28 protein-coding genes are annotated in these 26,064 nt (G+C 71.1%); 10 read left to right on the forward strand and 18 right to left on the reverse strand.

Annotation, left to right across the window (positions count from 1 at the left end; all coding sequences use genetic code 11):
• Positions 1–41: 41 nt before the first annotated feature.
• Positions 42–785 carry a beta-ketoacyl-ACP reductase gene (locus tag FHX39_RS15075; protein ID WP_332836855.1) on the reverse strand — a complete coding sequence of 248 codons (744 nt, stop codon included), beginning with the start codon at positions 783–785 and terminating at the stop codon, positions 42–44.
• A 91-nt stretch (positions 786–876) separates the two neighbouring features.
• Between FHX39_RS15075 and FHX39_RS15080 the strand changes: the two genes are divergently transcribed.
• On the forward strand, positions 877–1,257 hold the full coding sequence (locus FHX39_RS15080) for a DUF3099 domain-containing protein (RefSeq protein ID WP_183339758.1): 381 nt from the start codon (positions 877–879) through the stop codon (positions 1,255–1,257).
• Positions 1,254–1,502, forward strand: coding sequence for an acetone carboxylase (locus FHX39_RS15085; RefSeq protein ID WP_332836856.1), 249 nt, complete (start codon positions 1,254–1,256; stop codon positions 1,500–1,502). Before FHX39_RS15080 ends, FHX39_RS15085 begins: the two co-directional genes overlap by 4 nt.
• A gap of 3 nt (positions 1,503–1,505) precedes the next feature.
• Here the strand turns inward: FHX39_RS15085 and moaA are convergent, their stop codons facing one another.
• The 7 genes from moaA to FHX39_RS15120 all read right to left on the reverse strand — a co-directional run bounded on the left by moaA (position 1,506) and on the right by FHX39_RS15120 (position 9,885).
• Positions 1,506–2,555, reverse strand: a complete 1,050-nt coding sequence (moaA, locus tag FHX39_RS15090) for a GTP 3',8-cyclase MoaA (protein WP_232531311.1) — start codon at positions 2,553–2,555, stop codon at positions 1,506–1,508.
• Between the two features lie 60 nt (positions 2,556–2,615).
• Positions 2,616–3,167 (reverse strand): DoxX family protein, encoded by a 552-nt coding sequence (locus FHX39_RS15095; RefSeq protein WP_183339762.1) that lies wholly within the window; start codon positions 3,165–3,167, stop codon positions 2,616–2,618.
• Positions 3,168–3,250: 83 nt separating this feature from the next.
• A complete protein-coding gene (gene xylA, locus FHX39_RS15100) occupies positions 3,251–4,462 on the reverse strand; it encodes a xylose isomerase (protein WP_183339764.1) in 1,212 nt (403 codons plus the stop codon).
• Between the two features lie 84 nt (positions 4,463–4,546).
• Positions 4,547–6,532 (reverse strand): right-handed parallel beta-helix repeat-containing protein, encoded by a 1,986-nt coding sequence (locus tag FHX39_RS15105; RefSeq protein WP_183339767.1) that lies wholly within the window; start codon positions 6,530–6,532, stop codon positions 4,547–4,549.
• Between the two features lie 146 nt (positions 6,533–6,678).
• Entirely contained in the window at positions 6,679–7,575 is an 897-nt protein-coding gene (locus FHX39_RS15110; protein ID WP_183339769.1) for a carbohydrate ABC transporter permease, read from the reverse strand.
• 1 nt (position 7,576) lies between these two features.
• The gene (locus FHX39_RS15115; protein ID WP_332836857.1) at positions 7,577–8,515 is read right to left on the reverse strand and encodes a carbohydrate ABC transporter permease; all 939 of its coding nucleotides are present in this window, start codon (positions 8,513–8,515) and stop codon (positions 7,577–7,579) included.
• Entirely contained in the window at positions 8,512–9,885 is a 1,374-nt protein-coding gene (locus FHX39_RS15120; RefSeq protein WP_183339771.1) for an extracellular solute-binding protein, read from the reverse strand. Before FHX39_RS15120 ends, FHX39_RS15115 begins: the two co-directional genes overlap by 4 nt.
• Positions 9,886–10,205: 320 nt before the next feature.
• Here FHX39_RS15120 and FHX39_RS15125 point away from each other — a divergent pair, with 320 nt between their 5' ends.
• Positions 10,206–11,222, forward strand: a complete 1,017-nt coding sequence (locus FHX39_RS15125; RefSeq protein WP_183339772.1) for a LacI family DNA-binding transcriptional regulator — start codon at positions 10,206–10,208, stop codon at positions 11,220–11,222.
• A gap of 9 nt (positions 11,223–11,231) precedes the next feature.
• On the opposite strand, the gene FHX39_RS15130 is transcribed toward FHX39_RS15125, so the two are convergent.
• Both FHX39_RS15130 and fdhD read right to left on the reverse strand, forming a co-directional pair.
• Positions 11,232–11,735: a hypothetical protein gene (locus tag FHX39_RS15130; protein WP_183339773.1), complete on the reverse strand. Its 504-nt coding sequence runs from the start codon at positions 11,733–11,735 to the stop codon at positions 11,232–11,234.
• 56 nt (positions 11,736–11,791) lie between these two features.
• Positions 11,792–12,643, reverse strand: coding sequence for a formate dehydrogenase accessory sulfurtransferase FdhD (gene fdhD / locus FHX39_RS15135; protein ID WP_183339775.1), 852 nt, complete (start codon positions 12,641–12,643; stop codon positions 11,792–11,794).
• 54 nt (positions 12,644–12,697) lie between these two features.
• Between fdhD and FHX39_RS15140 the strand changes: the two genes are divergently transcribed.
• The 4 genes from FHX39_RS15140 to FHX39_RS15155 are packed head-to-tail and all read left to right on the forward strand — an operon-like array spanning position 12,698 to position 15,432.
• Positions 12,698–12,997, forward strand: a complete 300-nt coding sequence (locus FHX39_RS15140; RefSeq protein WP_183339776.1) for a DUF6457 domain-containing protein — start codon at positions 12,698–12,700, stop codon at positions 12,995–12,997.
• Positions 12,998–13,006: 9 nt separating this feature from the next.
• A complete protein-coding gene (locus FHX39_RS15145; protein WP_183339778.1) occupies positions 13,007–13,804 on the forward strand; it encodes an SURF1 family cytochrome oxidase biogenesis protein in 798 nt (265 codons plus the stop codon).
• Between the two features lie 4 nt (positions 13,805–13,808).
• Positions 13,809–14,570: an SDR family oxidoreductase gene (locus FHX39_RS15150; protein WP_183339780.1), complete on the forward strand. Its 762-nt coding sequence runs from the start codon at positions 13,809–13,811 to the stop codon at positions 14,568–14,570.
• A 16-nt stretch (positions 14,571–14,586) separates the two neighbouring features.
• Complete coding sequence (locus tag FHX39_RS15155; protein WP_183339782.1) at positions 14,587–15,432, forward strand: putative RNA methyltransferase; 846 nt, start codon at positions 14,587–14,589, stop codon at positions 15,430–15,432.
• A gap of 3 nt (positions 15,433–15,435) precedes the next feature.
• Here the strand turns inward: FHX39_RS15155 and FHX39_RS21345 are convergent, their stop codons facing one another.
• From FHX39_RS21345 to FHX39_RS15170, 3 genes are all read right to left on the reverse strand, one after another.
• On the reverse strand, positions 15,436–15,879 hold the full coding sequence (locus FHX39_RS21345) for a helix-turn-helix domain-containing protein (protein WP_232530639.1): 444 nt from the start codon (positions 15,877–15,879) through the stop codon (positions 15,436–15,438).
• Between the two features lie 172 nt (positions 15,880–16,051).
• Positions 16,052–17,650 carry an ABC-F family ATP-binding cassette domain-containing protein gene (locus tag FHX39_RS15165; protein WP_183339784.1) on the reverse strand — a complete coding sequence of 533 codons (1,599 nt, stop codon included), beginning with the start codon at positions 17,648–17,650 and terminating at the stop codon, positions 16,052–16,054.
• Positions 17,651–17,831: 181 nt separating this feature from the next.
• Positions 17,832–18,458 carry a TetR/AcrR family transcriptional regulator gene (locus FHX39_RS15170; protein ID WP_183339786.1) on the reverse strand — a complete coding sequence of 209 codons (627 nt, stop codon included), beginning with the start codon at positions 18,456–18,458 and terminating at the stop codon, positions 17,832–17,834.
• An 88-nt stretch (positions 18,459–18,546) separates the two neighbouring features.
• On the opposite strand from FHX39_RS15170, the gene FHX39_RS15175 reads away from it, so the two are divergent.
• Together FHX39_RS15175 and FHX39_RS15180 are read left to right on the forward strand one after the other, a co-directional pair.
• The gene (locus FHX39_RS15175) at positions 18,547–19,296 is read left to right on the forward strand and encodes an SDR family NAD(P)-dependent oxidoreductase (protein ID WP_183339788.1); all 750 of its coding nucleotides are present in this window, start codon (positions 18,547–18,549) and stop codon (positions 19,294–19,296) included.
• A 250-nt stretch (positions 19,297–19,546) separates the two neighbouring features.
• Positions 19,547–20,464, forward strand: coding sequence for an NAD-dependent epimerase/dehydratase family protein (locus FHX39_RS15180; protein WP_183341515.1), 918 nt, complete (start codon positions 19,547–19,549; stop codon positions 20,462–20,464).
• A 40-nt stretch (positions 20,465–20,504) separates the two neighbouring features.
• Here FHX39_RS15180 and FHX39_RS15185 read toward each other — a convergent pair whose 3' ends face one another.
• The gene (locus FHX39_RS15185) at positions 20,505–21,446 is read right to left on the reverse strand and encodes an SDR family oxidoreductase (protein ID WP_183339790.1); all 942 of its coding nucleotides are present in this window, start codon (positions 21,444–21,446) and stop codon (positions 20,505–20,507) included.
• Between the two features lie 205 nt (positions 21,447–21,651).
• Between FHX39_RS15185 and FHX39_RS15190 the strand changes: the two genes are divergently transcribed.
• Positions 21,652–22,491 (forward strand): helix-turn-helix transcriptional regulator, encoded by an 840-nt coding sequence (locus FHX39_RS15190; protein WP_183339793.1) that lies wholly within the window; start codon positions 21,652–21,654, stop codon positions 22,489–22,491.
• A gap of 605 nt (positions 22,492–23,096) precedes the next feature.
• Here FHX39_RS15190 and FHX39_RS15195 read toward each other — a convergent pair.
• The 4 genes from FHX39_RS15195 to FHX39_RS15210 all read right to left on the reverse strand — a co-directional run bounded on the left by FHX39_RS15195 (position 23,097) and on the right by FHX39_RS15210 (position 26,008).
• Complete coding sequence (locus FHX39_RS15195) at positions 23,097–23,918, reverse strand: hypothetical protein (RefSeq protein ID WP_183339795.1); 822 nt, start codon at positions 23,916–23,918, stop codon at positions 23,097–23,099.
• A 377-nt stretch (positions 23,919–24,295) separates the two neighbouring features.
• Entirely contained in the window at positions 24,296–25,162 is an 867-nt protein-coding gene (locus FHX39_RS15200) for a GIY-YIG nuclease family protein (RefSeq protein WP_198423419.1), read from the reverse strand.
• Positions 25,163–25,168: 6 nt separating this feature from the next.
• Positions 25,169–25,381 carry a hypothetical protein gene (locus FHX39_RS15205; RefSeq protein ID WP_183339797.1) on the reverse strand — a complete coding sequence of 71 codons (213 nt, stop codon included), beginning with the start codon at positions 25,379–25,381 and terminating at the stop codon, positions 25,169–25,171.
• A gap of 321 nt (positions 25,382–25,702) precedes the next feature.
• Complete coding sequence (locus FHX39_RS15210; RefSeq protein ID WP_183339799.1) at positions 25,703–26,008, reverse strand: cold-shock protein; 306 nt, start codon at positions 26,006–26,008, stop codon at positions 25,703–25,705.
• Positions 26,009–26,064: the final 56 nt, after the last annotated feature.

Raw genomic sequence — 26,064 nt, forward strand, 5'->3', positions numbered from 1 at the left:
TCCTGCCCTACGGCCGCCGGGTCCGTCGTGAGCGTCCGGGCTCAGTGGCCCATCCCCAGGCCGCCGTCGACCGGGAGCAGGGCGCCCGTGACGTACGCGCCCCCAGGCCCGGCGAGGAACGCGACGGCCGCGGCGACGTCCTCGCTGGCGCCCATCCGGCCGAGCGGGATCTGCGCCTTGTAGCCCGCGACGGTCTTCTCGTCGAGGGCCGCCGTCATGTCGGTCTCGACGAAGCCGGGTGCGACGACGTTGGCGGTGATCCCCCGGCCGCCGAGCTCGCGGGCCAGCGAGCGGGCCATGCCGACCAGCCCGGCCTTGGAGGTCGCGTAGTTCACCTGGCCCGCGGAGCCGAGCTGGCCGACGACCGAGGAGATGAGGACGATCCGGCCGAAGCGGGCGCGGACCATGGGTCGCGCGGCGCGGCGCACGACGTGGAACGTGCCGGTGAGGTTCGTGTCGATGACGGCGTCCCAGTCGTCCTCGCTCATGCGCATCAGCAGCGTGTCGCGGGTGACGCCCGCGTTGGCCACGAGCACCTCGACCGGGCCGAGCTCGGCCTCGACGGCCGCGAAGGCGGCGTCGACCTGCTCGGTGTCGGTGATGTCGCACCGCACCCCGAGGATCCCGGGCGGCACGTCCCCGGTGCGGTACGTCGCCGCGACGCGGAAGCCCTCCGCCGCCAGGTGCTGGGCGATCACGCGGCCGATGCCGCGGTTGCCCCCCGTGACGAGGGCGACACGCCCCTGGTCGACGGCGGACGCTTCACTGGTCGGAACCTCGGTCACGGGCTGCACGTTAACGCTGTGGCCGCTCCCCCACCCAACTCGTCTCCTGGGGAACGAAACCGCGGAGGCCCTCCAGACGTAATGTCTGGTTATGGTCATCCCTTCGGGCGCGACGAACATCACCGACGCGCGTCCGGGGTCGAGCGTCGAGATGACGCAGCGCGTCCGTCGCTACACGATCACGATGGCGTTCCGGACGGTCTGCTTCCTGGTGGCGGTCATCTTCGCGCACGGCTGGCTGCAGTGGGTGCTCTTCGGCGGGGCGCTGTTCCTGCCGTACATGGCGGTCCTGCTGGCCAACCAGGCCAACACCAAGGGGCTGAAGCACCCCGTCCGGCGAGGGGCCCCGAGCGACGCGCTCCAGCTGACCGCCGGACCGTCGCCGGCCTTCGTCGAGGGCGAGGTCATCGCCGACGCGGAGGGCCGGGTGCACGAGCCCGTTGCGGACCGTCGCAAATACTGGGCCGCGTGAGCCTGTTCCCCGCTGACCCGCCTCCCACCGACCTGCCCGACGAGCTGATCTGCTCGGCCCGCGGCTGCACGGCACCCGCGACCACGGACGTGCGCTGGAACAACGTCAAGATCCACACCCCGGAACGCCGCAAGCACTGGCTGGCGTGCGACGAGCACACGGACTCCCTGGCCTCGTACCTCGGCGCTCGCGGGATGCTGCGCGAGGTCGTGCCCCTGGGCGCCGAGGCGCCCGGCTCGGACTGAGGCTCAGCCGCCGATGGCCGACATCGGCCGGTCGGGCTGGAGGAAGCTCGGGTCGTCGATGCCGTGACCCGGCTGCTTGCCCGCGACCGCGGTGACCCACGCGTCGGCGATGGTTGCGTCGTCGGCTCCGCCCCGCAGCAGGAGCCGCAGGTCCGACTCCTCGCGAGCGAAGAGGCAGGTCCGGATCTGACCGTCGGCCGTGAGGCGTACGCGGTCGCAGGACCCGCAGAACGGCTGGGTCACCGAGGCGATCACGCCGACCGTCCGGTCGGTGCCGACCACCCGGAACAGCTCGGCCGGGGCGCTCCCGCGGGCCGCAGCATGGGCCGGGTCGACCACGAGCGAGAACGCCGTCCGCAGCCGCGCCAGCGTCTCGGCGGCGGTGACCATGTCGGCGCGCCGCCAGCCGTGCTGGGCGTCGAGCGGCATCTGCTCGATGAAGCGCAGCTGCACGCCCTCGTCGAGCGCCCAGCGGAGCATGTCCGGCGCCTCGTGGTCGTTCACCCCGCGCATCAGCACGGCGTTGATCTTGACCGGGTCGAGGCCCGCGGCCCGGGCCGCGCGGATGCCGGCGAGCACGTCGGCGTGCCGGCGTCGGCGGGTCAGCTCCGCGAACGTGTCCGGGTTCAGCGTGTCGAGCGAGACGTTGATGCGGTTCAGCCCGGCCGCCCGCAGGGCCTCCGCCCGACCGGCGAGACCGATGCCGTTGGTCGTCAGGGCGAGCACCGGGGACGGCTCGAGCGCCGCCAACCGGGCGACCAGGCCCTCGAGCCCACGGCGCAGCAGGGGCTCGCCGCCGGTGAGCCGCACCGTGGTGATGCCGAGCCGCTCGGTGCCGATCCGGACCAGCCGGACGATCTCGTCGTCGTCGAGCAGCTCGGAGCGGTCCATCCAGTCCAGGCCCTCGGCGGGCATGCAGTAGGTGCAGCGCAGGTTGCAGCGGTCCGTGAGCGACAGCCGCAGGTCGGCCGCGACCCGCCCGTACGCGTCCGCGAGCCGGCGCTGCTGGTCCGCGCCAGGGCGGGACGAGCGCAGGCCGGGCAGGCCGAGCAGGACGGTCACGTGGCCAACTCTAGGCGCACGTGACGGCCCTGCCCGGGCCTCGAGCAACCGTCAGGAGGCGTCGTCAGCACCCTCCGCCGGCACCTCGGGCGCCGGCGGCCGGGAGGCCAGCTCGTTGCGACGGGCGATGATGATCGCCGTGGCCGCACCTGCGGCGGCGGCGTACGCCGCGACCCGCAGCCACGGCTTGTCGAAGACGTGCCCGGTGAGGTGGTCCAGCGAGTAGCGGCCCGCGCCGGTGAGGGTGAGGGCCGTCCCGACGAGCCCGTACGTGAGCGCGGTCTCGGGGCCGCCGTCGGCGGCGAAGAACTTCTCGAAGCCGTGCAGCGAGGACGCGACGACCATGTTCCCGGTCAGGGCGGCGCCCGCCGCTCCGGTCCCGAGCCCGAGCGCGACGGCCAGGCCACCGCCGGTCTCGGCCAGCCCGGCGAGGGTGGCGTTGCGCTTGCCCGGGGTGAAGCCGACCGACTCGAAGAAGCCGCCGGTCCCCTCGATGCCGTAGCCGCCGAACCAGCCGAACAGCTTCTGCGCGCCGTGCGAGGCCGCGGCGGTGCCGAAGCCGAGGCGCAGGGCCAGCAGGCCCAGGTCGGTGCTCTTGCTCATGTCGTGCTCCTTCTGCGGGTGGTGGACCCGACGCTACGGGCAGCGGACGCCCCCAGGGGAGGCGTCCGCTGCACGGGCACCCGTCAGGACGGGAGCTGGGCCGTCCCCGAGCGGACGCCGAGGAGGTGCTCCAGGGCGAGACGCTGGATCTTGGCGAAGCCGTAGCCCCGTGTCCGACCGGCCTCGAGGTCGTAGTCCTCGAAGGCCGAGCGGTCGGCGAGCAGGGCGTCGTAGTCCTCGCCCTCGTTCAGGGTCGGCTCGGACAGCGTGCCCACGCCAGCGGCCGCGAGGGCCTCCTGGACCTCCGGGTCGTCGCGGAACGACTGCGAGCGCTCCTTGAGGCTGAGGTAGAGCTCCATGTTGGCCAGCGCCGACTCCCAGACCCCCTCGATGCTCTCGGTCCGCAGCGGCTTGTAGTCGAAGTGCCGGTCGCCGTCGTAGGTCGGCCCGCCGCCCGGGGCGCCGTTCTCGAGCAGGTCGACGGTGGAGAACGCCTGCAGCAGGTCGCCGTAGCCGAAGACCATGTCCTGGTCGTAGCGCGGGCCCTTCTGACCGTTGAGGTCGATGTGGAAGAGCTTGTTCGCCCACAGCGCCTGCGCGATGCCGTGGGTGTAGTTGAGGCTGGCCATCTGCTCGTGGCCGACCTCGGGGTTGATGCCGATCATGTCGGCGTGCTCGCACTCGTTGATGAAGGCGAGCGCGTGCCCGATCGACGGCAGCAGGATGTCGCCGCGGGGCTCGTTCGGCTTCGGCTCGATCGCGAAGCGCATGTTGTAGCCCTTGTCGATCGAGTACTGCGCGAGCATGTCGATGCCCTCGCGGTAACGGTCGAGCGCCGCCCGGACGTCCTTGGCGAAGTCGACCTCGGAGCCCTCGCGGCCACCCCAGAAGACGTAGATCTCGGCGCCGAGCTCGGCGGCGAGGTCCATGTTCCGCATGACCTTGCGCAGCGCGTAGCGGCGGATCGAGCGGTCGTTGCTGGTGAACCCGCCGTCCTTGAAGACCGGGTCGCCGAACAGGTTGGTCGTGACCATCGGCACGACCAGGCCGGTCTCGGCCAGCGCGGCCTTGAACTCGCTGATGATCGTGTCGCGCTCGGTGCTGCTGCTCTCCGGCGGGACGAGGTCGTCGTCGTGGAACGTGATGCCGTACGCGCCGAGCTCGGCGAGCTTGTGCACGGCCGTCACGCCGGCCATCACGGGGCGGGTGGCCTCGCCGAACAGGTCGCGCGCCTGCCAGCCGACGGTCCACAGACCGAAGCTGAACTTGTCTTCACGGGTGGGGACTGGGGCCATGGTGCTTCTCCTGAGAGGTGGTGTGGATCGGCTGGAGGGGTGACGGTCAGGACGTGCGAGGCTGCCCCGGCACGTCCGAGCGTGTCACCAGACGCGGGTGCGCTGGGAGCCGGCCTTCAGCCCGCGCAGCGCGCCGGCCGGGTAGGCCTGACCCTCGTCCTTGGGCTCGCCGACGAGGTCGGTGTCGAGCAGGACCGGTCGGCCGTCGGGGTCGTCGAAGTCCGCGTCGACGAACCGCACCGGCGGCAGGTCGGTCCCGGAGACGGTGGCGACGGTCGCCTCGGCGAAGCCCTCGGGGAGCGTGGTCTCGAGGTGGACCTCGTCGCCCTCGGTGACCACGCGCACGCTCGCGTCGCCGTCGAGGACGACCGCACCCGTCTCGGCCTCGTACGGCTCGGCGCCGGTGAGGTAGACGTTGTCGCGGATGTAGACCGGCTGGGGCACGTCGGCGAACCGCTCGTGGTCGCCGCGGGTCGGGTCGGCGATCAGCACCCGGTACTCCTCCATCGAGGACGGGTGGCCGTCGTAGCCGACCGTCCCGTGGTGGGCCTTGGCGTCCCAGCGCGACTCACGCGCGTACGCGAGCGAGGCGTCGCCGCCCAGGAACACGTTGCCGATCAGGCGGTCGTCGCCGCCGAGGATCGCCGCGTAGCCGGCCACCTGCGTGCTGTGCGGCGTGTGGTACGGCGTCGGCCGCTCGACGACGGGCTGCAGCCAGACCGTCCCGCAGACGAGGTTGTTCACGTACGCCCCGCCCTGCGCGAAGGACTCCAGCGACACCTTCGAGGCGAAGACGTTGTGGTCGACGACGTACGGGCCGTGGCTCACCTCGACGAAGAGGTCGCGGTTGTTGTCGTGGTAGACGTTCCGCGTGACGCGGGTGCCCTGGGTCTGCCAGTCGAGCCAGGTGCCGAGCGAGCAGTCGTGGATCCGGTTGTGCCGGATGGTCACGTCGATCGCGGCGTGGAGCTTGATGCCGCCGATCTCGTAGCCGTAGAACTCGCGCTTGATCGCGATGTTGTAGATGTGGTTGTCCTCGATCGTGGAGAACACGCAGCCGAGGTGGCCCACGATCCCGTTCTGCCCGCAGTCGAAGATCGTGTTGCGCCGGATGAGGTGCGAGCCGATGTGCTCGCGGTCCCAGCCGAGGCGGGCGGCGGTGAACACCGACTCCAGCTGGTACTGGTAGCCCGGCTTGTCGCCGCGCAGCGTGGCGAAGTTGTGCCCGGTGGAGATCTCCTTGCCGATCGAGATCGCGGAGCACTTGGCGTCGTGGATGACGTTGTCCTCGATGACCCAGCCCTTGGCCCAGTTCGGCCCGATCAGGCCCGGCTGGTCGGCGGTCGGGGGCGCCCACGGCGTGGCCGCCTGGGCGAGCTCGAAGCCCCGCACGGTGATGTAGTCGACGTGGTGCTCGCGCGGGTAGAAGACCGAGCGCCGCACGTTGATCTCGACCAGCGACGCGTTGGGGTCGGCACCGGCGAAGTTCGCCCAGACCGTCGTGACCTCGGGGCCCACCTCGGCGAACCAGACGAGCTGGGTCTGCGCGGGGTCGCGGACGCGGTCGGTCGTGGAGGTCCAGTCGTCGACGACCTCGGTGCGCAGCGGCGGGTCGGTGACGGCGTCGCGCGAGGTGACCTCGTAGAAGCTCGTCCCGTCGAGGTAGACGTCGCCGAGGTGCTTCTTCGGCGTGGTCGGCTCGGCGTAGACGATCCAGTCGCCGTCGACCTCCTCGGCGAAGGGGTTGAAGTCGCCGAAGAGGCTGTTCGGGACGTCCACGGTCCACACCGCGCCGCCGTCGACCTGCGACCAGCCGGTGACCACCTCGGAGCCCTTGATCACGGGGTGCTCCCCCGGCGCGGCGGTGTAGGTGATCCGGCGGGAGTCGCTGAGCCCGGAGTAGCGGGGGTCGACCCATTCGCGGTAGACGCCGTCGTGCACGACGACGGTGTCCCCGGGCTGGGCGACACGGGCGGCCGCGTTGATGCTCGCGAACGGCCGCTGCTCGGACCCGTCGGCCGGGTCGGGTCCGTCGGACCCCTCGATCCTGACGTGCAGCTCCACAGGCATCTTCGTCGACCTCTCCGTACTGCTTCTGGGTGTTCTGGGGTGGGTGTTCTGGGGTGCGTTCTGGGTGTCCCGGGTGGCGTGAGGACCGGCTCCGGGCAGCCGGAAACCCGGCTCCGGCGGAGGAGTCCGCCGGAGCCGGGGCCGAGCTACTTGCTGAAGCCGGCGGTCAGGCCGCTCATCAGCTGACGACGACCGATCACGTAGAGCACGAGGATCGGGAGGGTGGTCAGCACGACGGAGGCGAGGATCGCCGGGACGTTCACGCTGTACTGCCCCTGGAAGGTCCACAGCCCGAGCGGCAGCAGCCGCTTCTCCGGGCTCTGGGTCAGGATCAGCGGGAGCAGGAAGCCGTTCCAGATCCCCAGGCCGTTGTAGATGGTCACGGTGACCAGCGCGGGACGGGTGAGCGGGAAGGCGAGCTGCCACAGCGTCTGCCAGTCGGAGGCGCCGTCCATCCGCATCGACTCGAAGAGCTCCTTCGGGACGTCGCGGATGAAGTTCGACAGCACCAGGACCGACAGCGGGATGGCGAACGCGATCGACGGCAGGATGATCGCGCCCAGGGTGTCGTAGAGGCCCAGCCGGATGATGATCAGGTAGACGGGGATGATCGTCGCCTGCAGCGGGATGGCCAGGCCCATCAGGAACAGGGAGTTCGTGGCCTTCAGCAGCCACCCCCGTCCCCGCACGATGGCGAACGCGGCGAGGAACGAGATCAGCACGGCCGGCACGATCGAGCCCACCGTGACGATCACGCTGTTGACGAAGTACCGCGGGAAGTCCGACTGGACGACCATCAGGTAGTTCGACAGGGTCGGCGCCGTCGGCGGGGCGAGCGGGTTGGTCGAGAAGTAGTCGCTCTGCTGCTTGAAGCTGGTGATGATGATCCAGTAGATCGGGACCAGCACGATCAGCAGCCAGACCCAGCTGAGGGCCCCGCCGAACCAGTTCTTGCTGACGGTCCCCCGCATGCCCGACCCGCGGTCCGCGGACTTCTTGGCGGCCGGCCGGCGGGTCGGGGCGCTCGTGGTCACGGTCGCCATGTCAGGCCCCTTCCAGCTGGCTGGACGTCGCGTCGCCGCCGAGGCGGCGCAGCAGCAGGGCGAGCGCCAGACCGACGAGCACGAGGATGCAGGCGATGGCGCTGGCCGGGCCCATGAGGTTGGCCTGGAACCCGGTGATGTACATCGACAGCGCGAGCACCCGGGTGGCGTCGCCCGGGCCCCCGGCGGTCAGCACGAAGATCAGGTCGAAGAAGGTCAGCGACCCGACGACCATGAGCGTGGACGACGTGATGATCGTGTACTTCAGCTGCGGCAGCGTGATGCTGAAGAACTGACGCACCCGGCCCGCACCGTCGATCAGCGCGGCCTCGTACATCGTCACCGGGATCTGCCGGACGCCGCCCTGGTAGATCAGCGCGTGGAACGGGATGAACTGCCAGGAGACGACGAAGATCACGACGCCGACCGCGAGGTAGGGCCGACCGAGCCAGTCCTGCGCCAGGAACGGCAGGTGCAGGCCTGCGCCCAGCCCGAAGTTCGGGTCGAGCAGCGCCTTGTACGTGATCGCCAGCGCGGCGGAGCTCAGCAGCAGCGGGATGAAGTAGAGCACCGCGAGGAGCTCGCGGTAGCGCTGCTGACCGGCCAGGAACGCCCCGAGCAGGATGCTCATCGGCGTCTGGACGATCCAGGTCAGCGCCATCACGAGGAACGTGACCCACAGCGCGTGCGGCAGCCCAGGGTCGGTGAGGACCGCCTTCCAGCTGGTGAGGCCGGAGGGCCGGATCTCCCCGATGCCGTCCCAGGTGGTGAAGGACAGCACCAGCACCCCGATCAGGGGGATGACGCCGAAGGCCACGAACATCAGCAGGGCCGGCAGCGCCATCCAGGTGAGCGAACGCTCCCGGATGCCGCTGCCGCCGCCTGCCGACGCGCTGCTGGCCGGCGCCGACTGCAGAGCCGCCGGAGCCAGCGCGGTCACTGCCCGATGACCTTGTTCATGTTGTCGACCCACTCCTGGGGCGTGATCGAGAGCTGGAACAGCTTCGCGATGTTGTCCAGGAGGGTCTCGGCCGCGTTGGCGGGCAGCGCCTGGTCCCACGACTGCGCGAAGGACTTGGCGTTGCTGGCGGTGTCGTAGATGAAGTTCAGGAACGGCGCGTCCGCGCCGCTGAACTGGGCGTTCGAGCCCTTGACGATCGCCACGCTGCCGGAGTCGGCCCACGCCTTGATCTCGGTGTCGTCCAGCACGCTGGTCGAGAAGAACTTCTTGGCCGTGTTCTTCTCGGCGTCCGACGCCTTGGCGGAGATCGAGTAGTACTGCGCCGGGTTGCCCACGGTGTTGGTCGGGTCGCCCTTGCCGCCGGTGACGGCCGGGAAGTTCCCGTAGCCGAGGTTGCCGCCGCTGACGAAGTCGCCGCCGTCGGCCTTCATGGTGCCGTAGGTCCAGGCGCCGTGGACCATCATCGCGGCCTTGCCGGTGTAGAGCAGGGCCAGGTCGGCGTTGGAGTCGGCGGTGATCGAGGAGAAGCCCTTGATGAAGCCGTTCGCCTTCACCAGGTCCTGGATCTTGGTCAGCATGTCGAGCACCGCGGGGTCGGACCACGCGCCGGCCTTGCCGGAGAAGGCGTTCTGGAAGACCTCCGGGCCCGCGATGCGGTCGAGCAGGAACTCGAGCCACATCATGTTGGTCCAGCGGGACTGGCCGCCGAGGGAGAACGGCGCGATGCCCGCGTCGTTGAACTTCGGGACCAGGGCCATGATGTCGTCCCACGTCTGCGGGGGCTGCACGCCGACCTTGTCGAAGACCTTCTTGTTCCAGTAGAAGACGATCGGGGTGACCGTCTCGGCCGGCATCGCGTAGATCTTGCCGTCGACCGAGGCCGCCTCGAAGGCGGACGGGAAGAGCCGGTCCTTGACCGCGGCGTTCTCGGAGAAGAACGACGTCAGGTCCTCGACCTGGTTGTTCTTCACGTACTCGCGGAGGCCACCGCCGCCCCAGCCCCAGATGATCGACGGGCCCTGGCCCGCGCCGATGGCGGTCTTGATCTTGGTCTTGTACGCGTCGTTCTGGAACTCGGTGTACTTGATGGCGGCGTCGGGGTTGGCCGTGTTGAAGCGCTTGACCGTGGCCTCACGGATGGCCTGCTGCGGCTGGCCGCTCAGGAACCAGTAGCTGGCCGCACCGGTGCCGGCGGCCGCGCCGCCACCGCCCGCGCTGCCGCCCGCACCCGGGGTGGTGGGCTGGGTGCCGCCGCCGCACGCGGCGAGGGTGCCGACCGCCGAGGCGCTCAGACCGGCCAGGCCGGCCAGCTTGAGGAAGCCGCGACGCGAGGTGTTGCTGGGATCCACTCTGATCTCCTAGATGAGCGCGGCCGGTGCCGCGGTGTGAACGATGCGACGGAACACCACAGAGATGTTTCGCTCAATGCTGCTCGATTTAACGTAAGTTCGCGAGACCGAGCCTGTCAAGGGCGCCCCGCATGTCGTCACCGGAGTGTTGTCACTGCAGCGGTCTGCGCTCGCGGGAACGTTCCCACGCCCAGTGTGCAACATCCGGGGTCCCAGGGGAAGTGTTCCCCGGTCCGCGTGTCCATCCCGGCGTTTTCTGCTCGCGCTCGTGGATCTGAGGCGCTACTGTGACCGAAACTTTTCGAGCAGAAGGGGTGCCCATGAGTAGCCGCGCCACCCTGGCCGACGTCGCGAGCGCCGTGGGGGTCTCGGTCGCCACCGTGTCCAAGGTCCTCAACGACCACGCGGACGTCGCGCCCGGCACCCGTCGTCGCGTGCAGCAGCAGCTGCGGGACTCCTCCTACCGCGTCACCGGCAACGGCCGGCGCCGCTCGCGCCTCGAGGGCACCATCGAGGTCGAGTTCCCCGGCCTGGAGAACCCGTACGTCGTCGGCGTCCTGGACGGCATCCTGGACGCGGCGCGGGCCGAGCACCTGGACGTCGCCATCGGGCCGCAGGTGCGCGACAACACCGCCGTCGTCGAGCCGCAGATGATGCGCCGCTCGGGTCGTATCGGCGCCATCTTCATCACCGTCGACGCCGCGACCCCGCCCGTGGCCACCCTCATCGACGACGGCTTCCCGACCGTCGTCGTCGACCCGGTCCGCGCGGGGTCGGGGGCCACCGTCAGCATCGGCGCCACCAACTTCAGCGGCGGGCTGTCGGCGACCAAGCACCTGCTCGCGCTCGGTCACCGGCGCATCGCGCACGCCGCCGGGCCGAGCAGCGTCGACTGCAGCCAGGCCCGGCTCGCCGGCTACCAGTCCGCCCTGGGCGAGGCCGGGCTCCGCGCCGACGACGACCTGATCGTGCCGTCGCCGTTCACGTACGCCGGGGGCCGCGCGTCGGCCGCCCGACTGCTCGACCTGCCCGAGCGGCCGACCGCGATCTTCGCCGCCGGCGACGAGATCGCCCTCGGGATCATGGAGGAGGCCAGGCTCCGGTCGATCCGGATCCCGGAGGACCTCAGCATCGTCGGCTTCGACGACACCTACCTCGCGAGCCGCTCCGCTCCCCCGCTCACCACGGTCGCCCAGCCGCTCGTGGAGATGGGCCGGCTCGCGGTGCGATCGCTGAGCCAGCTGATCACCGGCGACTTCCTCGGGACGTCGCACCTCGAGCTCTCGACCCGCCTGGTCGTCCGCGAGTCCACCGCCCCCTGCCCGACCGGGCGCTGAGCCCTCGGCTCAGGCGGCTTCCAGCGCCAGGTCGGGGACGGGCACGACGGACGGGACGTTCCGGGTCTCGCGCCGACGCTCGCCCGCCGGCGTGCGCCAGACCAGCGCGTAGTCGAGGGTGCACGCGGCCAGCCAGGGGTCCACGGCGGCGAACCGCACGGTGAAGCAGGCGCCGGAGGCCACGAACCGGACGGTGTGCGCCGCCGACGCCACGACGCCGGACCGGGACGTGAGGGTCGCTCTCAGCTCCACGTCGCGGGCGCCGCCGGTGTCGCCGGCGTTCTCGACGAGCATCACGCCCGGCTCGGCCCACAGCAGCCGCCAGCCGGCCGGGTCCTCGCCCTCGCCGCGGGCGGGCGGGCGGGCCAGCGCCTCCGCAGCCGTGACCGCCTCGGCCGCCGCCGCCAGCGCGACCCGCTGCCGGCGCCCGCGACGGACCAGCAGCCCGACGAAGGCGAGGGTCTTGAGGCACACCACGCCGCCGACGATCATCAGCAGGGTCGTGGTGCTCACGCGACGATGCTAGGGGAACTCTCAGGATCGCGGGCCGTCCGGACGGAACCCACCGGTCAGCCGACCGGGACGCTCCCCACGGCGGCCAGGTCGAGCCGTTCGGGGTGGGCGTAGACGTTCATCGTCTCGCCGCGGACGAAGGCGACCAGGGTCAGACCGGCCTCGTCGGCCAGCTCCACGGCCAGCGAGGTCGGCGCCGACACGGCGACCAGCAGCTCGGCCCCGGCGAGGACGGCCTTCTGCGTCAGCTCGTACGACGCCCGGCTCGACACGACCAGGGTGCAGCCGACGAGCGGCAGCCGCCCCTCGCGCAGGGCCCAGCCGATCACCTTGTCGAGGGCGTTGTGCCGTCCGACGTCCTCGCGCACGCACACCAGCTCACCGTCGGCGTCGATCAGCCCGGCGGCGTGCAGCCCGCCGGTCTTGTCGAAGGCGCGCTGCTGCTCGCGCAGCAGCTCGGGTGCCGCGAGCACCCGCTCCACCGGCAGCGGCTCCCGGAACGTCGTCGGGTGCCGCCGGGCGGTGACGACCTGGTCGATCGAGGTGCTGCCGCACAGCCCGCAGGCGCTGTTCACCAGCACCTGGCGCAGCGGCCCGGTCGGCGCGGCGCCCGGCACGAGGCTGACGTCGAGCACGTTGTACGTCTGCAGCCCGTCCGCGTCGGTGCCCGCGCAGTAGCGGGCCAGGACGACGTCGGAGGCGGTGGTGATGACGCCCTCGCCGTGCAGCAGGCCGTGCACGAGGTCGATGTCGTCGCCGGGGGTCCGCATCGTCACCAGGAACGCGGAGCCGTCGAGGCGCACCTCGAGCGGTTCCTCCACGGCTAGCGTGTCGCTGCGGCGCACGACCCGGGGGTCGTCGCCCACGCGGACCTTGACCACCGGTCGGGTCCGGGTGAGGCGTCCCATGCCCCCATCCTGGCACCGGGGGCCAACGACCGCACGACGACGGAGGGCACGACGATGGACCTGACCCAGTGGCTGGCACGGCTCGGCGCCGAGCTCGGGACCGACGACGTCGACCTGGACGAGGCGAGGATCACCGAGCTCCTCGACCTGACCCGCGAGGCCGCGCACGGCGTGGAGCGCGTCGCGGGTCCGCTGACCACCTTCCTGGTCGGGGTCGCGGTCGGGCGGGGTGCGGACGTCGCCACCGCGACGCAGGCGGCCCAGGCGCTGCTCGAGGAGCCGGCGCCGGGCCCCGACGAAGCGACCGACGGAGCGGCCGGCGGTCCGACCGCCTCCCACGACAACGCGGGCTAGCCTGGAGCGGTGCAACGCCTCTGGGTCCGCTGGACTCTGCTGACCGCGTTCGTGCTGGCGTTCGGGACCGCGTGCGCCTTCCTCGGCAACTGGCAGCTCGACCGGCTCGAGTCGCGCCGCGAGCGGAACGTCTCGACGGTCCGCAACGAGGAGCAGGCCGTCCGCCCGTACACCGACGTCTTCACCCGCACGATCGTCGACGCCGACCAGTGGCAGCGCGTCAGCGCGACGGGGACGTTCGACGCGGACCACCAGCTGCTGCTGCGCTACCGCAGCAGCGGCGACACCGAGGGCTACGAGGTCGTCACCCCGCTGCGCACCGCGACCGGGGCGGTCCTGGTCGACCGCGGCATCGTCTCGCTCGCCAACGGCGCCCCGATCCCGACCGTCGCCCCCGCCCCGCCGACCGGTGAGGTCACGGTCGTCGGGCACGTCCGCCGCGACGAGCAGGGCAAGCGCTCGGCCATCACCCCGGTCGACGGCGCCGCCCGGCTGATCAGCTCCGAGGCGTTCGGCGCGACGCTGCCCTACCCGGTCGTCGACGGCTACATCGGCCTGATCACGGTCGACCCGCCACAGACGGGCGGCTTCGCGCCCGTCGCGCTGCCCGAGATCTCCGACGGCCCCCACTTCTGGTACGCGGTGCAGTGGTTCATGTTCGCCGGCATCGGCGTCGCCGGCATCGTCGTCTTCATCCGCGGCGACCTGCGCGAGCGGCGCACCGGTCACCGCAAGACGCCCAAGGCGCCGAAGGGTCCGAAGCCGCGCGACCCCGCGCACCCCGAGCTGACCTCGAGCGGAGTATGAGCCGGTGGACCTCGGACTGAACGACCGCGTCTTCGTCGTCACCGCCGCCAGCGGCGGTCTGGGCCGGGCCAGCGCAGCCCAGCTCGTCGCCGAGGGCGCACGCGTCGTCCTCGTCGCGCGGCGGGCGGACGTGCTGGACGAGGCCGTCGAGGAGCTGGGCCCGGACCGTGCGGTCGCCGTGACCGCCGACCTGACCGACCCGGCGACCGCCGACCTCGCCTGCCTCGTCGCCCTGCACGCCTTCGGCCGGCTCGACGGCGCCCTGGTCAGCGTGGGCGGGCCGCCGCCCGGCACCGTGCTCGGCACCACCGACGAGCAGTGGTCGACGGCGTTCGACCGCGTCTTCCTCGCCGCGCTGCGGGTGTCGCGCGCGGTCGTGGCGCACGCCACCGCGGCCGACCTCAGCCTGGCCTGGGTGCTCTCGACCTCGGTCCGCTCCCCCGTCGGCGGGCTCGCGACCTCGAACGGCCTCCGCCCCGGTCTCGGGATGTTGATCAAGCAGCTGGCCGACGAGATCGGCCCGACCGGCGGACGTGTCGTCGGGCTGATGCCCGGACGCGTCGAGACCGAGCGGACCCGGGAGCTCGACGCCGGCGACGCCGACCCGACGGCCGCACGGGCGGCCCGGGAGGCGGCGATCCCGCTGCGCCGCTACGGTCGCCCCGACGAGTTCGGGCGGGTGGCCGCCTTCGTGCTGTCGCCGGCGGCGTCGTACCTCACCGGGTGCGTGGTCCCGGTCGAGGGCGGCGCGCTCCGCTCCCTGTGACCGCCCCGGCGTCCCCGTGAGCCTCGCCGACGTCGCGGACCTGCTCGCCTGCCCCACCTGCGCGGCCCGCGACCTCCCGGACACCCCGCTGGCGCTCGACGCGACGACGCTGCGCTGCGAGCGCGGCCACGCGTACGACGTCGCCCGTCAGGGGTACGTGAACCTGGTCGGCCGGGCCGTCCCGCGCAACGCCGACGGGCCGGAGATGGTGGCCGCCCGCGAGAGGTTCCTGGGCGGCGGCGCGTACGACGCGATCGCGGACGCCCTCGCCGACGCGGCCCTGCGGACGCCGTCCTCTGCGCCCGTCGTGCTCGACGTCGGCGCCGGACCGGGGTGGTACCTCGAGCGCGTGCTGGCCCGGTTCGCGGACGACGGGCGGCCGGGTCGCGGGGTCGCCCTGGACGTGTCCCCCACCGCCGCGCGGCGGTCCGCCCGGAGCGAGCGGGCCGTCGGCGCCGTCGTGGCCGACGCCTGGGAACGGCTCCCCCTGCGGACGTCCGGCGTCGACGTCGTGCTCAGCGTCTTCGCGCCGCGTCAGCCCGCCGAGCTGACCCGGGTCCTGGCGCCGGGCGGTCTCGCGGTCGTCGTGAGCCCGCTGCCCGAGCACCTCGCCGGTCTCCGGGCGGCCTGGGGCCTGCTCGACGTGGAGCCCGGCAAGCAGGAACGGCTGGCGGCCACGTTCGGCGAGCACCTGGAGCCGCTGGACGCGGTCGACGTGCGCCAAACGGTCCCCCTGGACCGCGCCGCCCTCGACGACCTCGTCGCCATGGGGCCGAACGCGTTCCACGGCACCGACCGTCCGGGCCCGGCACCGAGCGAGATCGAGCTCGCCGTCCGCGTCAGCACCTGGCGGCGGGGCTAGCGACTAGCCCTTCTTGCCCTTCTTGGCGGCCTTCTTCGGCTCGGCCTTCTTCTTGCCCTTGTCGTCCTTGGCGCTCTTGGACTTGGCCGCCTTCTCGCTGACCTTGTCCGCCGCCTTCTCGACCTTGTCCTTGGCGGCCTTGGCCTTGGTGCGCACGGCCGACGCCGGCGTCTCCGTGGCGTTCGCGGCCTGGTCCTCGACGCGGTCGGCCCCCGTGCGCCGCGGACCCCGGGTCGCGCCACCGCGACCGCGCAGGGTCGCGCCCGACTCCTTGAGGACCCCGTGCACGAACCCGTAGGAACGTCCCGTGTCCTGCGCGATGGAGCGGATGCTCTCCCCGCCCGCGTAGCGCTGGCCGAAGGTCGTGCCCAGCGACGAGCGCTGGTCCCCGGTGATCCGGGCACCCTTCGTCAGTCCCGTCTGAGTCCCGTCGGCGCTCTCCGCCATGCGTGCTCCCGTGGTCAGGACGCCCGGACGGGCCCCCGTCGTCGGGGCTGGGCTCGGGCATCGCGGCTCCATGATCAACCGATCGCGGACCATGATCGCACCAGCGCGCGGAGGGCGTCCTCCGGGGGTCGACACGGTCGGTCCCGGTGGGTCGCGCCCACCGGGTCCGGCCTCAGGCGAGCGAGATCAGGTCCGCGTACTCCGGGCTCCAGAGGTCCTCGGTGCCGTCGGGCAGGAGGAGGACACGGTCCGGGTCGAGCGCGTCCACCGCGCCCTCGTCGTGCGTCACCAGGACGACGGCGCCGGCGTACGTCTTGATCGCGCCCAGCACCTCGGCGCGCGAGGCGGGGTCGAGGTTGTTGGTGGGCTCGTCGAGGAGCAGGACGTTCGCGCTGGAGACGACCAGGGCCGCGAGCGCGAGCCGGGTCTTCTCCCCGCCCGACAGCACGGCCGCCGGCTTGTCCACGTCGTCGCCGCTGAACAGGAACGAGCCGAGCACCTTGCGGACGTCGGTGTCGTTGAGGTCCGGCGCCGCGGTCTTCATGTTCTCCAGCACGCTGCGGTTCGTGTCCAGCGTCTCGTGCTCCTGGGCGTAGTAGCCGAGCCGCAGCCCGTGCCCGGGCAGCACGTTGCCCGTGTCGGACTGCTCGACCCCAGCCAGGATCCGGAGCAGCGTGGTCTTGCCCGCCCCGTTGAGGCCGAGGATGACGACCTGCGAGCCCTTGTCGATCGCGAGGTCGACGCCGGTGAAGATCTCGAGCGAGCCGTACGTCTTGGACAGGCCCTCCGCCATGAGCGGGGTCTTGCCGCACGCGGCCGGCTCCGGGAAACGGATCTTGGCCACCTTGTCCTGCACGCGCTCGCCCTCGATGCCCGCCCGCAGCTTCTCCGCACGTTTGGCCATGTTCTGGGCGGCCGTCGCCTTCGTGGCCTTGGCGCGCATCTTGTCGGCCTGCAGCATCAGGGTGTCGGCCTTGCGCTCGGCGTTCTGCCGCTCGCGACGACGCCGCTTCTCGTCGGTCTCACGCTGCTGGAGGTAGCGCTTCCAGCCCATCGCGTAGACGTCCATCTCGGAGCGGTTGGCGTCGAGGTGGATGACCTTGTTGACCGTCGCCTCGAGCAGGCCCACGTCGTGGCTGATCACGAGCAGGGCGCCGTTGTGCCCCGCCAGGTACGTGCGGAGCCAGGCGATCGAGTCCGCGTCGAGGTGGTTGGTGGGCTCGTCCAGCAGCATCGTCTCGGCGCCCGAGAAGAGGATGCGCGCGAGCTCCACCCGCCGGCGCTGCCCGCCCGAGAGGGTGTGCAGCGGCTGGTCGAGCACGCGCTGCGCCAGGCCCAGGTTGGCGGCGATCCGGGCGGCCTCGGCCTCGGCGGCGTAGCCCCCGCCGGCGGTCAGCTCGGCCTCGGCCCGCGCGTACGCGGCCATGGCCTTGTCGCGCTCGGCCTCGTCGTCGCTCGCCATGGCCATGCCGGCCTTCTCGAGCCGGATCAGCGCGGTGTCGAGGCCCCGGGCGGAGAGGATGCGGTTGCGGGCGAGGACCTCGGGGTCCCCCGTACGGGGATCCTGCGCGAGGTAGCCAACGGCGCCGGTGCGGGTGACCGAGCCGGCGGCGGGTGCGGCCTCGCCGGACAGGATCTTCGTCAGCGTCGTCTTGCCGGCCCCGTTGCGCCCGACCAGACCGACCTTGTCACCAGGGGCGATCTGGAACGACGCGCCGTCGATCAGCAGCCGCGCGCCCGCGCGCACCTGGAGATCCTTCGCGACCAGCATGTGTGTACTGCCTGCTTCCTTCGTGACGTGAACCAGCCAGGTGCAGCGTCGCGGGGCGGCTCGTTGTTCCCCGGCGGAACGCGCCCGGAGCGGCAGCCGTCCGCGGAACGTGGGCACGCTCGCGGCTGCAGGCCTCATCCTACGGCCGAGCCGCAGGAGGGACCTCCACGTACGGGCGACGTCAGACCGCGTAGCTCCCGATCAGCTCGATCATGGCGTCGAGCGCGGTCTCGAGCGGCAGCGTGGTGCGGCGGGTCTGGGTGAGCAGCAGCCCGCCCTGCAGCGCGGCGAGCAGGGCCAGTGCGAGGCGGTCCGGGTCGGCGTCGTCCCGCAGCACCCCGCGGTCGCGCATCGTGGCCAGGCCCGAGCGCAGGGGCGCCTCCCACTGCTCGAAGCCGGCGACGAGGTCGGCCCGGGCCTCGGGGTCGTCGTCGGCGATCTCGGCGGCGATAGAGCCGATCGGGCATCCCCCGGCGCAGTGCCGCGACCGCTGCAGGGTGACGAGCCGGTCGCGCCAGCGACCCAGCGCCTCGAAGGTGTCGAGCGCGTCGAGCTCGGGCTGCTGGGCGGCCAGCACCGCCTCGGTCTGGTGGGCGATGACCGCTCGCATCAGCGTCTGCTTGTCGCCGAAGTAGTGGTACAGCTGCGACGCGCTGACGCCCGCCTCGCGCTGGACGTCCTCGACACCGGTGCGGGTGACGCCGTGGGCGAAGACCAGGCCGGAGGCGGCCTCGACGATCCGCGCGCGGGTGGCCTCCCCCTTGGCGGTCAGCCGACGCGGTGCCGAGGTGCGGGTCGTCGTGGTCATGACGACGAGCCTAGCTCGTTCTGGAGTGGTGTCTCCAATTTCGAGGAGCCAGAGTGGAGCGATCACTCCACTAGGGAAGGAACCATCCATGTCCACCGAGCTCCACGGACGTACCGCCCTCGTCACCGGCGCGACTAGCGGCATCGGCCGCGCCGTCGCCCTCGCGCTCGCCTCCCAGGGGGCCCACGTCGTCGTCTCCGGCCGCGACGCCGCCCGGGGCGACGCCACCGTGGCGGAGATCCGGGCAGCCGGAGGCACCGCCGACTTCGCCGCCGCCGACCTCGCCGACGCGGGCACCGCCCGCGAGCTCGCCGCTCGCGCCACCGAGCTGGGTGGGGGCCACGTGGACATCCTCGTCAACAACGCCGGCGTCTTCCCCTTCGGCCCGACCGCCGGCACCACGCCCGCCGACGTCGACCGCGTGCTGGCGATCAACGTCACGGCGCCGTACTTCCTGGTCGCCGCCCTGGCTCCCGCCATGGCCGCCCGGGGGCAGGGGGCCGTCGTCAACGTGACGACGATGGTGGCCGAGTTCGGCGCTGCCGGCATGGGTCTCTACGGGGCGAGCAAGGCCGCGCTGGTGCTGCTCACGAAGTCGTGGGCTGCGGAGTACGGACCCGCCGGCGTGCGCGTCAACGCCGTCAGCCCCGGCCCCACCCGCACCGAGGGCACCGCCGCGATGGGCGAGGCGCTCGACCAGCTCGCCGCCGCCGGACCGGCCGGGCGTCCCGGGCTGCCCGAGGAGGTCGCCGAGGCGGTCGTCTTCCTGGCCGGCGACGGCGCCGGCTTCGTGCACGGGGCGGTCCTCCCCGTCGACGGTGGACGCATCGCCGTCTGACGACGGGGTCCACGAGGGCTCACCCGCCCGCCGGGCCGACTCCGTGATCAGGCGCCGATGAAGGCGGTCCGGGTGAGCCGCTCGGACATCTCCCAGACGCGCTGGGCCTCCTCGGTGCTGCGGAACGGGGCGTACAGCTTCTGCTCGGCGGGCGGGCCGCCGAGGTCGCCGGGACCGCGCGGTCCGTAGAAGGTGCCGCCGCGGTCGCTCGAGTGGCCAGGGTGTTGCCGGCGAGGGGTTTGCTGTGGGTATGCGCATCTTCTTCACCGGCGGCAGCGGCAAGGCGGGGCATCACGTCGCGCCCTACCTCGCCTCCCAGGGCCACCAGGTCACCAACGCCGACCTCACCCCGTTGGGCCACCCCGACGTCACCGACCTCCAGGTCGACCTGACCGACGCCGGCCAGGTGTACTCGGCGATGGCGGGCATGCCCACCATGGCCGACCTGGACGCCCCGGCTCGCGAGGCGAGCCAGGGGTCGGCGTACGACGCGGTCGTCCACTTCGCCGCGATCCCCCGGATCCTCCTCGCGCCGGACGCCACGACGTTCGCGAGCAACATCCTGGGGCAGTACCACGTCCTGGAGGCGGCGACCCGGCTCGGCATCCGCAAGGTGGTCTTCGCGTCCTCGGAGACCACGTACGGCGTCTGCTTCGGCCAGGGCGAGCGCAAGCCGCTGTACGTGCCCGTCGACGAAAACCACCCCGTGGTGCCGGAGGACTCCTACGCCATGTCGAAGGTGGCGGGCGAGGTGGTCGCGCGCTCCTTCCACGCCCGCACCGGCGCGGACATCTACGGCCTGCGGATCAACAACGTCATCGAGCCGCACGAGTACGCCGAGATGTTCCCGCCCTTCCTGGCGGACCCGTCGTTGCGACGGCGCAACCTGTTCGCCTACATCGACACCCGCGACCTGGGCCAGATGACCCTCCGCGCCCTCGAGACCGACGGGCTCGGCTTCGAGATCTTCAACGTCGCCAACGCCGACATGTCGGTGGCCGCGACCACGACAGAGATCATCGACACCTTCTACGACGGCGTCGAGGTGCGTCGTGAGATGGGCCGCGACGAGACCTTCTACAGCATCGACAAGGCCCGGAACCTTCTCGGCTACGACCCCCAGCACTCCTGGCGCGACGAGCTGGACGACCCCCGCGGTGAGGCCTGAGCGTCGGGCCCACCGGACGGGCCTCACTCAGTCCGCGGCGTCAGGCCGCGAACGCGGTCCCGGTGAGCCGCTCGGACATCTCCCAGACGCGCCGGGCCTCCTCGGTGCTGCGCAACGGGGCGTAGAGCTTCTGCTCGGCGGGCGGACCGCCGAGGCTGCCGGGACCGCGCGGTCCGTAGAAGGCGCCGCCGCGGGCCGCCGGATCGGTCGCCGCCATCAGGGCGGGGAGCCCGGCGGTCTCGACGGTGCCGAGCAGGATGCCGCGTCGGGAGAGGGCGCGGATAATCTTGCGTCCAGCCGTGTCCTGAGCGCGACCGAGCTCGGGGCGGGCGGCGAGCAGGTTGGTCGGGGCGACGCCGGGGTGGGCGAGGTTGCTCGTGATGCCCCAGTCCTGCGTCCGGCTGCGGCGGTCCAGCTCCAGCCCGAAGAGACCGAAGGCGATCTTGGACTGGGCGTAGGCCTTCATGCCGTCGTACGAGCGCTCCCAGCCGAGGTCGTCCCAGTGGATCTGCCCGCTGCGCGCGGCGACGCTGACCTGCGAGGTCACCCGGGCCTGACCCGCCCGCAGCAGCGGCAGGAGATGGGCGACCAGAGCGAAGTGGCCGAGGTGGTTGGACCCCAGCTGCAGCTCGAAACCGTCGGCGGTGACCTGCCGCTCGGGCGGGGTCATCACCCCGGCGTTGTTGATCAGGATGTGGACCGGGCGTCCCTCGCGGTCGAGCGTCTCCCCGAGGGCGGCGACGGAGGCGAGGGACGCGAGGTCGAGGTCGCGGAGCGAGACGTCGGCCCCAGGAGTGCTCCGGCGGATCGTGGCGATCGCGGCCTCGCCCTTGGTCCGGTTGCGGACGGGCATGACCACCTCCGCCCCGGCGGCGGCCAGGCGGGCGGCGATGCGCAGACCCATCCCGTCGCTGGCTCCGGTGACCACGGCGCGCCGGCCGGTGAGGTCGGGGACGGTGATGTCGATGTTCCTGCGGGGCATGGTGGCACTCCTGGGTCGTCGCTTCGGTGTCACCACCGTCGCCCCGTACGCCCGCCCTGTGAAGGGCCCGCTGATCCACGGCTCGTCAGACCCAGGCTGCGGCGGGGCCGGGAGCCAGAGGGGGATCGGCAGGCCGTGGCTGTACCGACGCACGACCGGTAGACATGGCGTCGTACGCCGGCAGCGACGGAGGGAGAAGCGGGTGGTGATCGACCGGGTCGGGCTCGCCGAGTTCCTGCGGCGGCGGCGGGAGTCCCTGCAGCCCGAGGACGTCGGCCTCCCCCGCGGGCAGCGCCGCCGGACCAGCGGGTTGCGGCGCGAGGAGGTGGCGGCGCTCTGCCACATGTCGACCGACTACTACTCCCGGATCGAGCGGGAACGGGGACCGCAGCCCTCGGAGCAGATGATCGCGTCGATCGCGCAGGGCCTGCACCTCTCGCTCGACGAGCGGGACCACCTGTTCCGGCTCGCCGGGCACCAGCCCCCGCTCCGCGGCACCGCCAGCGAGCACGTCAGCCCCGGCCTGCTGCGCGTCCTCGACCGGCTCGACGACACCCCGGCCGAGATCGTGACCGAGCTCGGCGAGACGCTGCGCCAGTCGCCCCTCGGCGTCGCGCTGACCGGGGACCTGACCCGCTACACCGGGCCCGCCCGCAGCCTCGGCTACCGGTGGTTCACCGATCCGGGCACCCGGGCGCGGTACGCGCCCGAGGACCATGCGTCCCTGAGCCGCCTCTTCGCCTCCGGTCTGCGCGGGCTGGCCACGCTCCGGGGGCCGGCGTCACGCGCCGCCCACCTGGCCGAGCTGCTCCTCCCGCAGAGCGAGGAGTTCCGGACGCTGTGGGAGACCCATGAGGTCGGCGTCCGCCCCCAGGAGACGAAGCACTTCGTCCACCCCGAGCTCGGCGTGCTGGAGCTGAGCTGCCAGTCGCTGCTCGACCCCGACCAGTCCCACCGGCTGCTCGTCTACACCGCCATCCCCGGCAGCGAGAGCCACGAGAAGCTGCAGCTGCTCTCCGTGATCGGGAGCCAGGCCCTGGTGTAGGTCGGCGCTCAGTGGGCCTTGCCGTAGCGCCACCGTCGTGCGGACGCACGCTAGAGCCGGTACTCGGAGGCGCAGGTACAGCCGGCGTTCACGTGTCCTCCGGGACCTCAGCCGCGTGTTCGTAGTAACCCCGGTTACTGGGTCTTTTTGCGGTCGGGTCTTCCGAGAATTCCGCTCAGCGCATGACGACTGCGTGTCAGGGTGTGCTCGTTCTTCATGGAGGGACGGCTTGCGTGCTGTCAATGTGAGAGTGACAGGGCCGCCGATGCGGTGGTTGGGTCCCGAGCACCGGTCGTCTGGCTCATTGCTTGCTTGTCGCTCTTCAAAGGTTGGCCTCGTGCGGTGCTGCCGGCGACCGGTGTGAAGGACCGGCCGACGTGACTTGGTAGGAGCGTGGCACCACCCGCACTGGTATTGAGCACCTGCTGAACCAGCCCCTCGCCACGCTGGCCGAGTTGATTCAGGGCACCGTGGTCGACGTGGCTGGCGGTACGCCTTGAGGCGGTCGGCTTGTGCGCCCTCCGCACGACGGCCGCGGCCTGCGACCGGGTCGGCGCTGTGCACCGCGTCGCCGCGGCCTCTGAAGGCTGAAGTTCGCAGCTCCGTCAGATGCGAAGTAGCGCCTTCACAGCCCGGCGCACGGGGCCAAGCTGATCTGCTGCTGTCCCCGCTTCTGCGAGAGCTTGACGCAGCCGTTCTACAAGGCGGTGCTCAGAGGCCTCAACCTCCTGCGCCTGACGCTCGAGCTCGGAAGCCCTCTCGGACTCGACCTGAGTCAGCTCGGCCTCGAACTTGTTCAGACGTGCGAGGCGCTGCTTACGCATACGCGGCCATGCGATGTGTACGAGAAGCAGGATTGAGACTTGACCAACCGCGGCGATTGCAACCGCTAGCACCACCATGTGAAGCTCGGAACTCGCTAGGAAGTGCTTGAAGTAGAGCAGGCAGACGAACCCTGCTGGCAGTGACTGCAGCAGGAACCAAGCGACGGTGAGGATCCTCCCCGGTATGTGAGACCACCGGCGTCCGAACTCGATTTGAGAACGCTCGGTGCGGATCCGCTCGCGGATCCGGTCCCAGCGTCGGTGGTCTGTCACCTGTTGACGCAGTTCAAAGAGTTGCTGCGGAAGCGCGCGTTCAGCGTGCCTCCACACCGTGACAAAAGCACCCAAGGTCAGCCCAAGCGCGGTACAAGCTCCGACCCGCTGCCACAACGACGGGTTCGCCGTGACGTAGAGCGAGACGAACGCGCCGAGGACACCACCTAGGACTGCGCTGAGGAACGGGAGAGCCACCCGGTCAGTGAAAGTTCCAACTCCATTGGCGAGTACCCCGCGATCGGTGTGAGGCAAGAGGACTAGTACGACCTGATCGAGGACAGCAGAAGCAACCATCCCGATGACTAGGACCCCGAGCACCTGCGTCATCACGACCAGCGTTGGGCCCATGGCTTGTATAAATTCGAGAATTTCCACTAGCGCACCAGCTCGGCCTCGGAGAAAGTGAGTTGGAGCACCGACCACGCCAGTACTGCACCGAGACTCATCCGAGCAACGTACCGGTGCGAGCAGTTACTGACTGTTTCCCCCTGAAGCAGAGCGGGCCGCAATCGCCGCTTGAGGTAACTCAAGCGCCGACGCCGGGCTGCCCGCGCATGGCGCCATTGACCGTAGGGGGTCGTTCAACGTGCCCCGCACGACGGTCGGCATGCATGCTCGGCACGACGGTCGGGGTGTGCGTGCTCTTAGTGTCACGACATCGGCCAGCGAGTAGCGACTGGACTGCGGTGGTCGTGTCGGCCCGGCTAGTTCCGATTGAGCCCGAATTGACGTGTCAGCAGTGCATGCTTGAAGTGCGACTCGGCTTCGTCAACCTCTGCCGCGGGGACGCTGGGGCCGAAGACGCGCAGGATGCTGAATTGGAAGTGCTCAGCGTGGGCGGAGTCGAGGTCGGCCAGGGCCTGTAGGGCGATGTTGCCGCCGTGTCCGTCCTTCGCGTAGGTGGACCATCGGCCGAGGATTCGCTCCTGCCCGTCGGCCTTGCCCACGTAGAGCTTCCCGTTGGTCGTGTCTGCAATCAGGTAGACCCCCTGGACTGCGCCGAGCGCCGTGCGCCAGTCCGAGTAGCGGGAGTCCGTGACCAAAGACTGGAGCTGCAAGTAGGTGAGTAGCACCCGGTCGAAGCCCGGAAACTGGATCCGTCCGGGGTCGGCGATCTCGACGATGGGGAAGGCTGCAGCGCTCGTTCCGAGCTTGGCCCAGTTGACCGCGTCTTTAGACCACTCGACAACAAGCCGATCGGTGAGCGCGGACAGCGCTTGCGAGGGGCGAAGGTCGAACAGTCGCGACTCCTCGGAGCGCTGCGACGTGAGTTCGCCGTAGTTGTCGTAGGCGGTGAGGAGGCGTGAACGTCGCTTGCCGTCGGCCATGAAGACGAGCCAGAGCTTCGGGGGGTTCAGTCCGATCTTGTTGCCGATGCCCTGCCAACGTGTGTAGTCCAGCACTCTCGCTGCCGTGAGGTCGTCCTGGTTGCGCAGACCGTCATCGGTGTACGTGTGGCGAAGGACGATCACGTCAGACAGGGCCAGTCCCGCGGCGGCTAGGACGTGTCCGAGGGTCAGCTCTCCTTCCAGGGCCGTCGAGTCAGATACCACTTCAAGTGCCTTGCCCACGCTCGGCTAGTGCTCGTCCTCGCCTTCTGCTGATGTCTTCGGCCCGCTATAGCCAACGGCGGCCAGATGGAGCTCGAGCAGGTCGTACAGGCCGTCGCCTTCCTTTGCGAGGAGTCGACGCCGGGTGCCGTCAGGGCGGATGGCGCGGTAATGGATGCGGCCGGTCTCCCCGGTCTGGCGCCAGGCAACTTCGATAACGGGCTGAGGCAACTTCGGCATGCCGGCAGTGTCGCATCGGCGAGGTCCACGTAGGTGCGGTTCCGCCGGGCGACACTAGGGCGCTCCCCTACTCCTTGCCTTCGGGGGTGGCGTTTATCCAGGACGACTCGCGCTCCGTCAGCCTGAGCGCCAAATCCGCTCAGGCGACTTTTGCCCCACACCTCCAAGACATCTCCACACCATCTAGCGGCCCGAGGGCGGGCTCGTAGTTCAGTCGACGGATACGACGCTGGACGGTCGGCTTACGTGCTCCGCACGTCGGGGCTACGTCCCCGCGCGCGAAGGCCTTTCAGACCGCCGATCAGGGCACTCGCGCCCGCCTCAAGGAACCAGCGGGGTGTCAGGCACACCCTCGGGCTCGATCCTCACCTCGTCCCCGCGGCGTCTCAGCGTTGGAGCGGGGCCGCCCCTGAGCCGCTTCACCCGTGTGGCGCGGAAGCGGAAGCTGTCCTGCTCGACGGCCTCGAAGTCGAATTCGACGACGTCCCCTGCTGCGAGCTCGCGGTAGCCCGTGCCCTCGATCACGGAGAAGTGGACCCAGGCGTCAGCCGCCGCAGGAAGGGCGTCGGAGGAGATGGCACCCCAGCCCTTCTCGACCTTGTAGAACTTCACGACGCCCTTCACCACGCGTCGACTCCATCACGTCCTGAGCTGAAGCCGACGGTAGGACAGAAAAACGGCAG

This window comes from Microlunatus antarcticus, assembly GCF_014193425.1.
Lineage (GTDB): Bacteria > Actinomycetota > Actinomycetes > Propionibacteriales > Propionibacteriaceae > Microlunatus > Microlunatus antarcticus.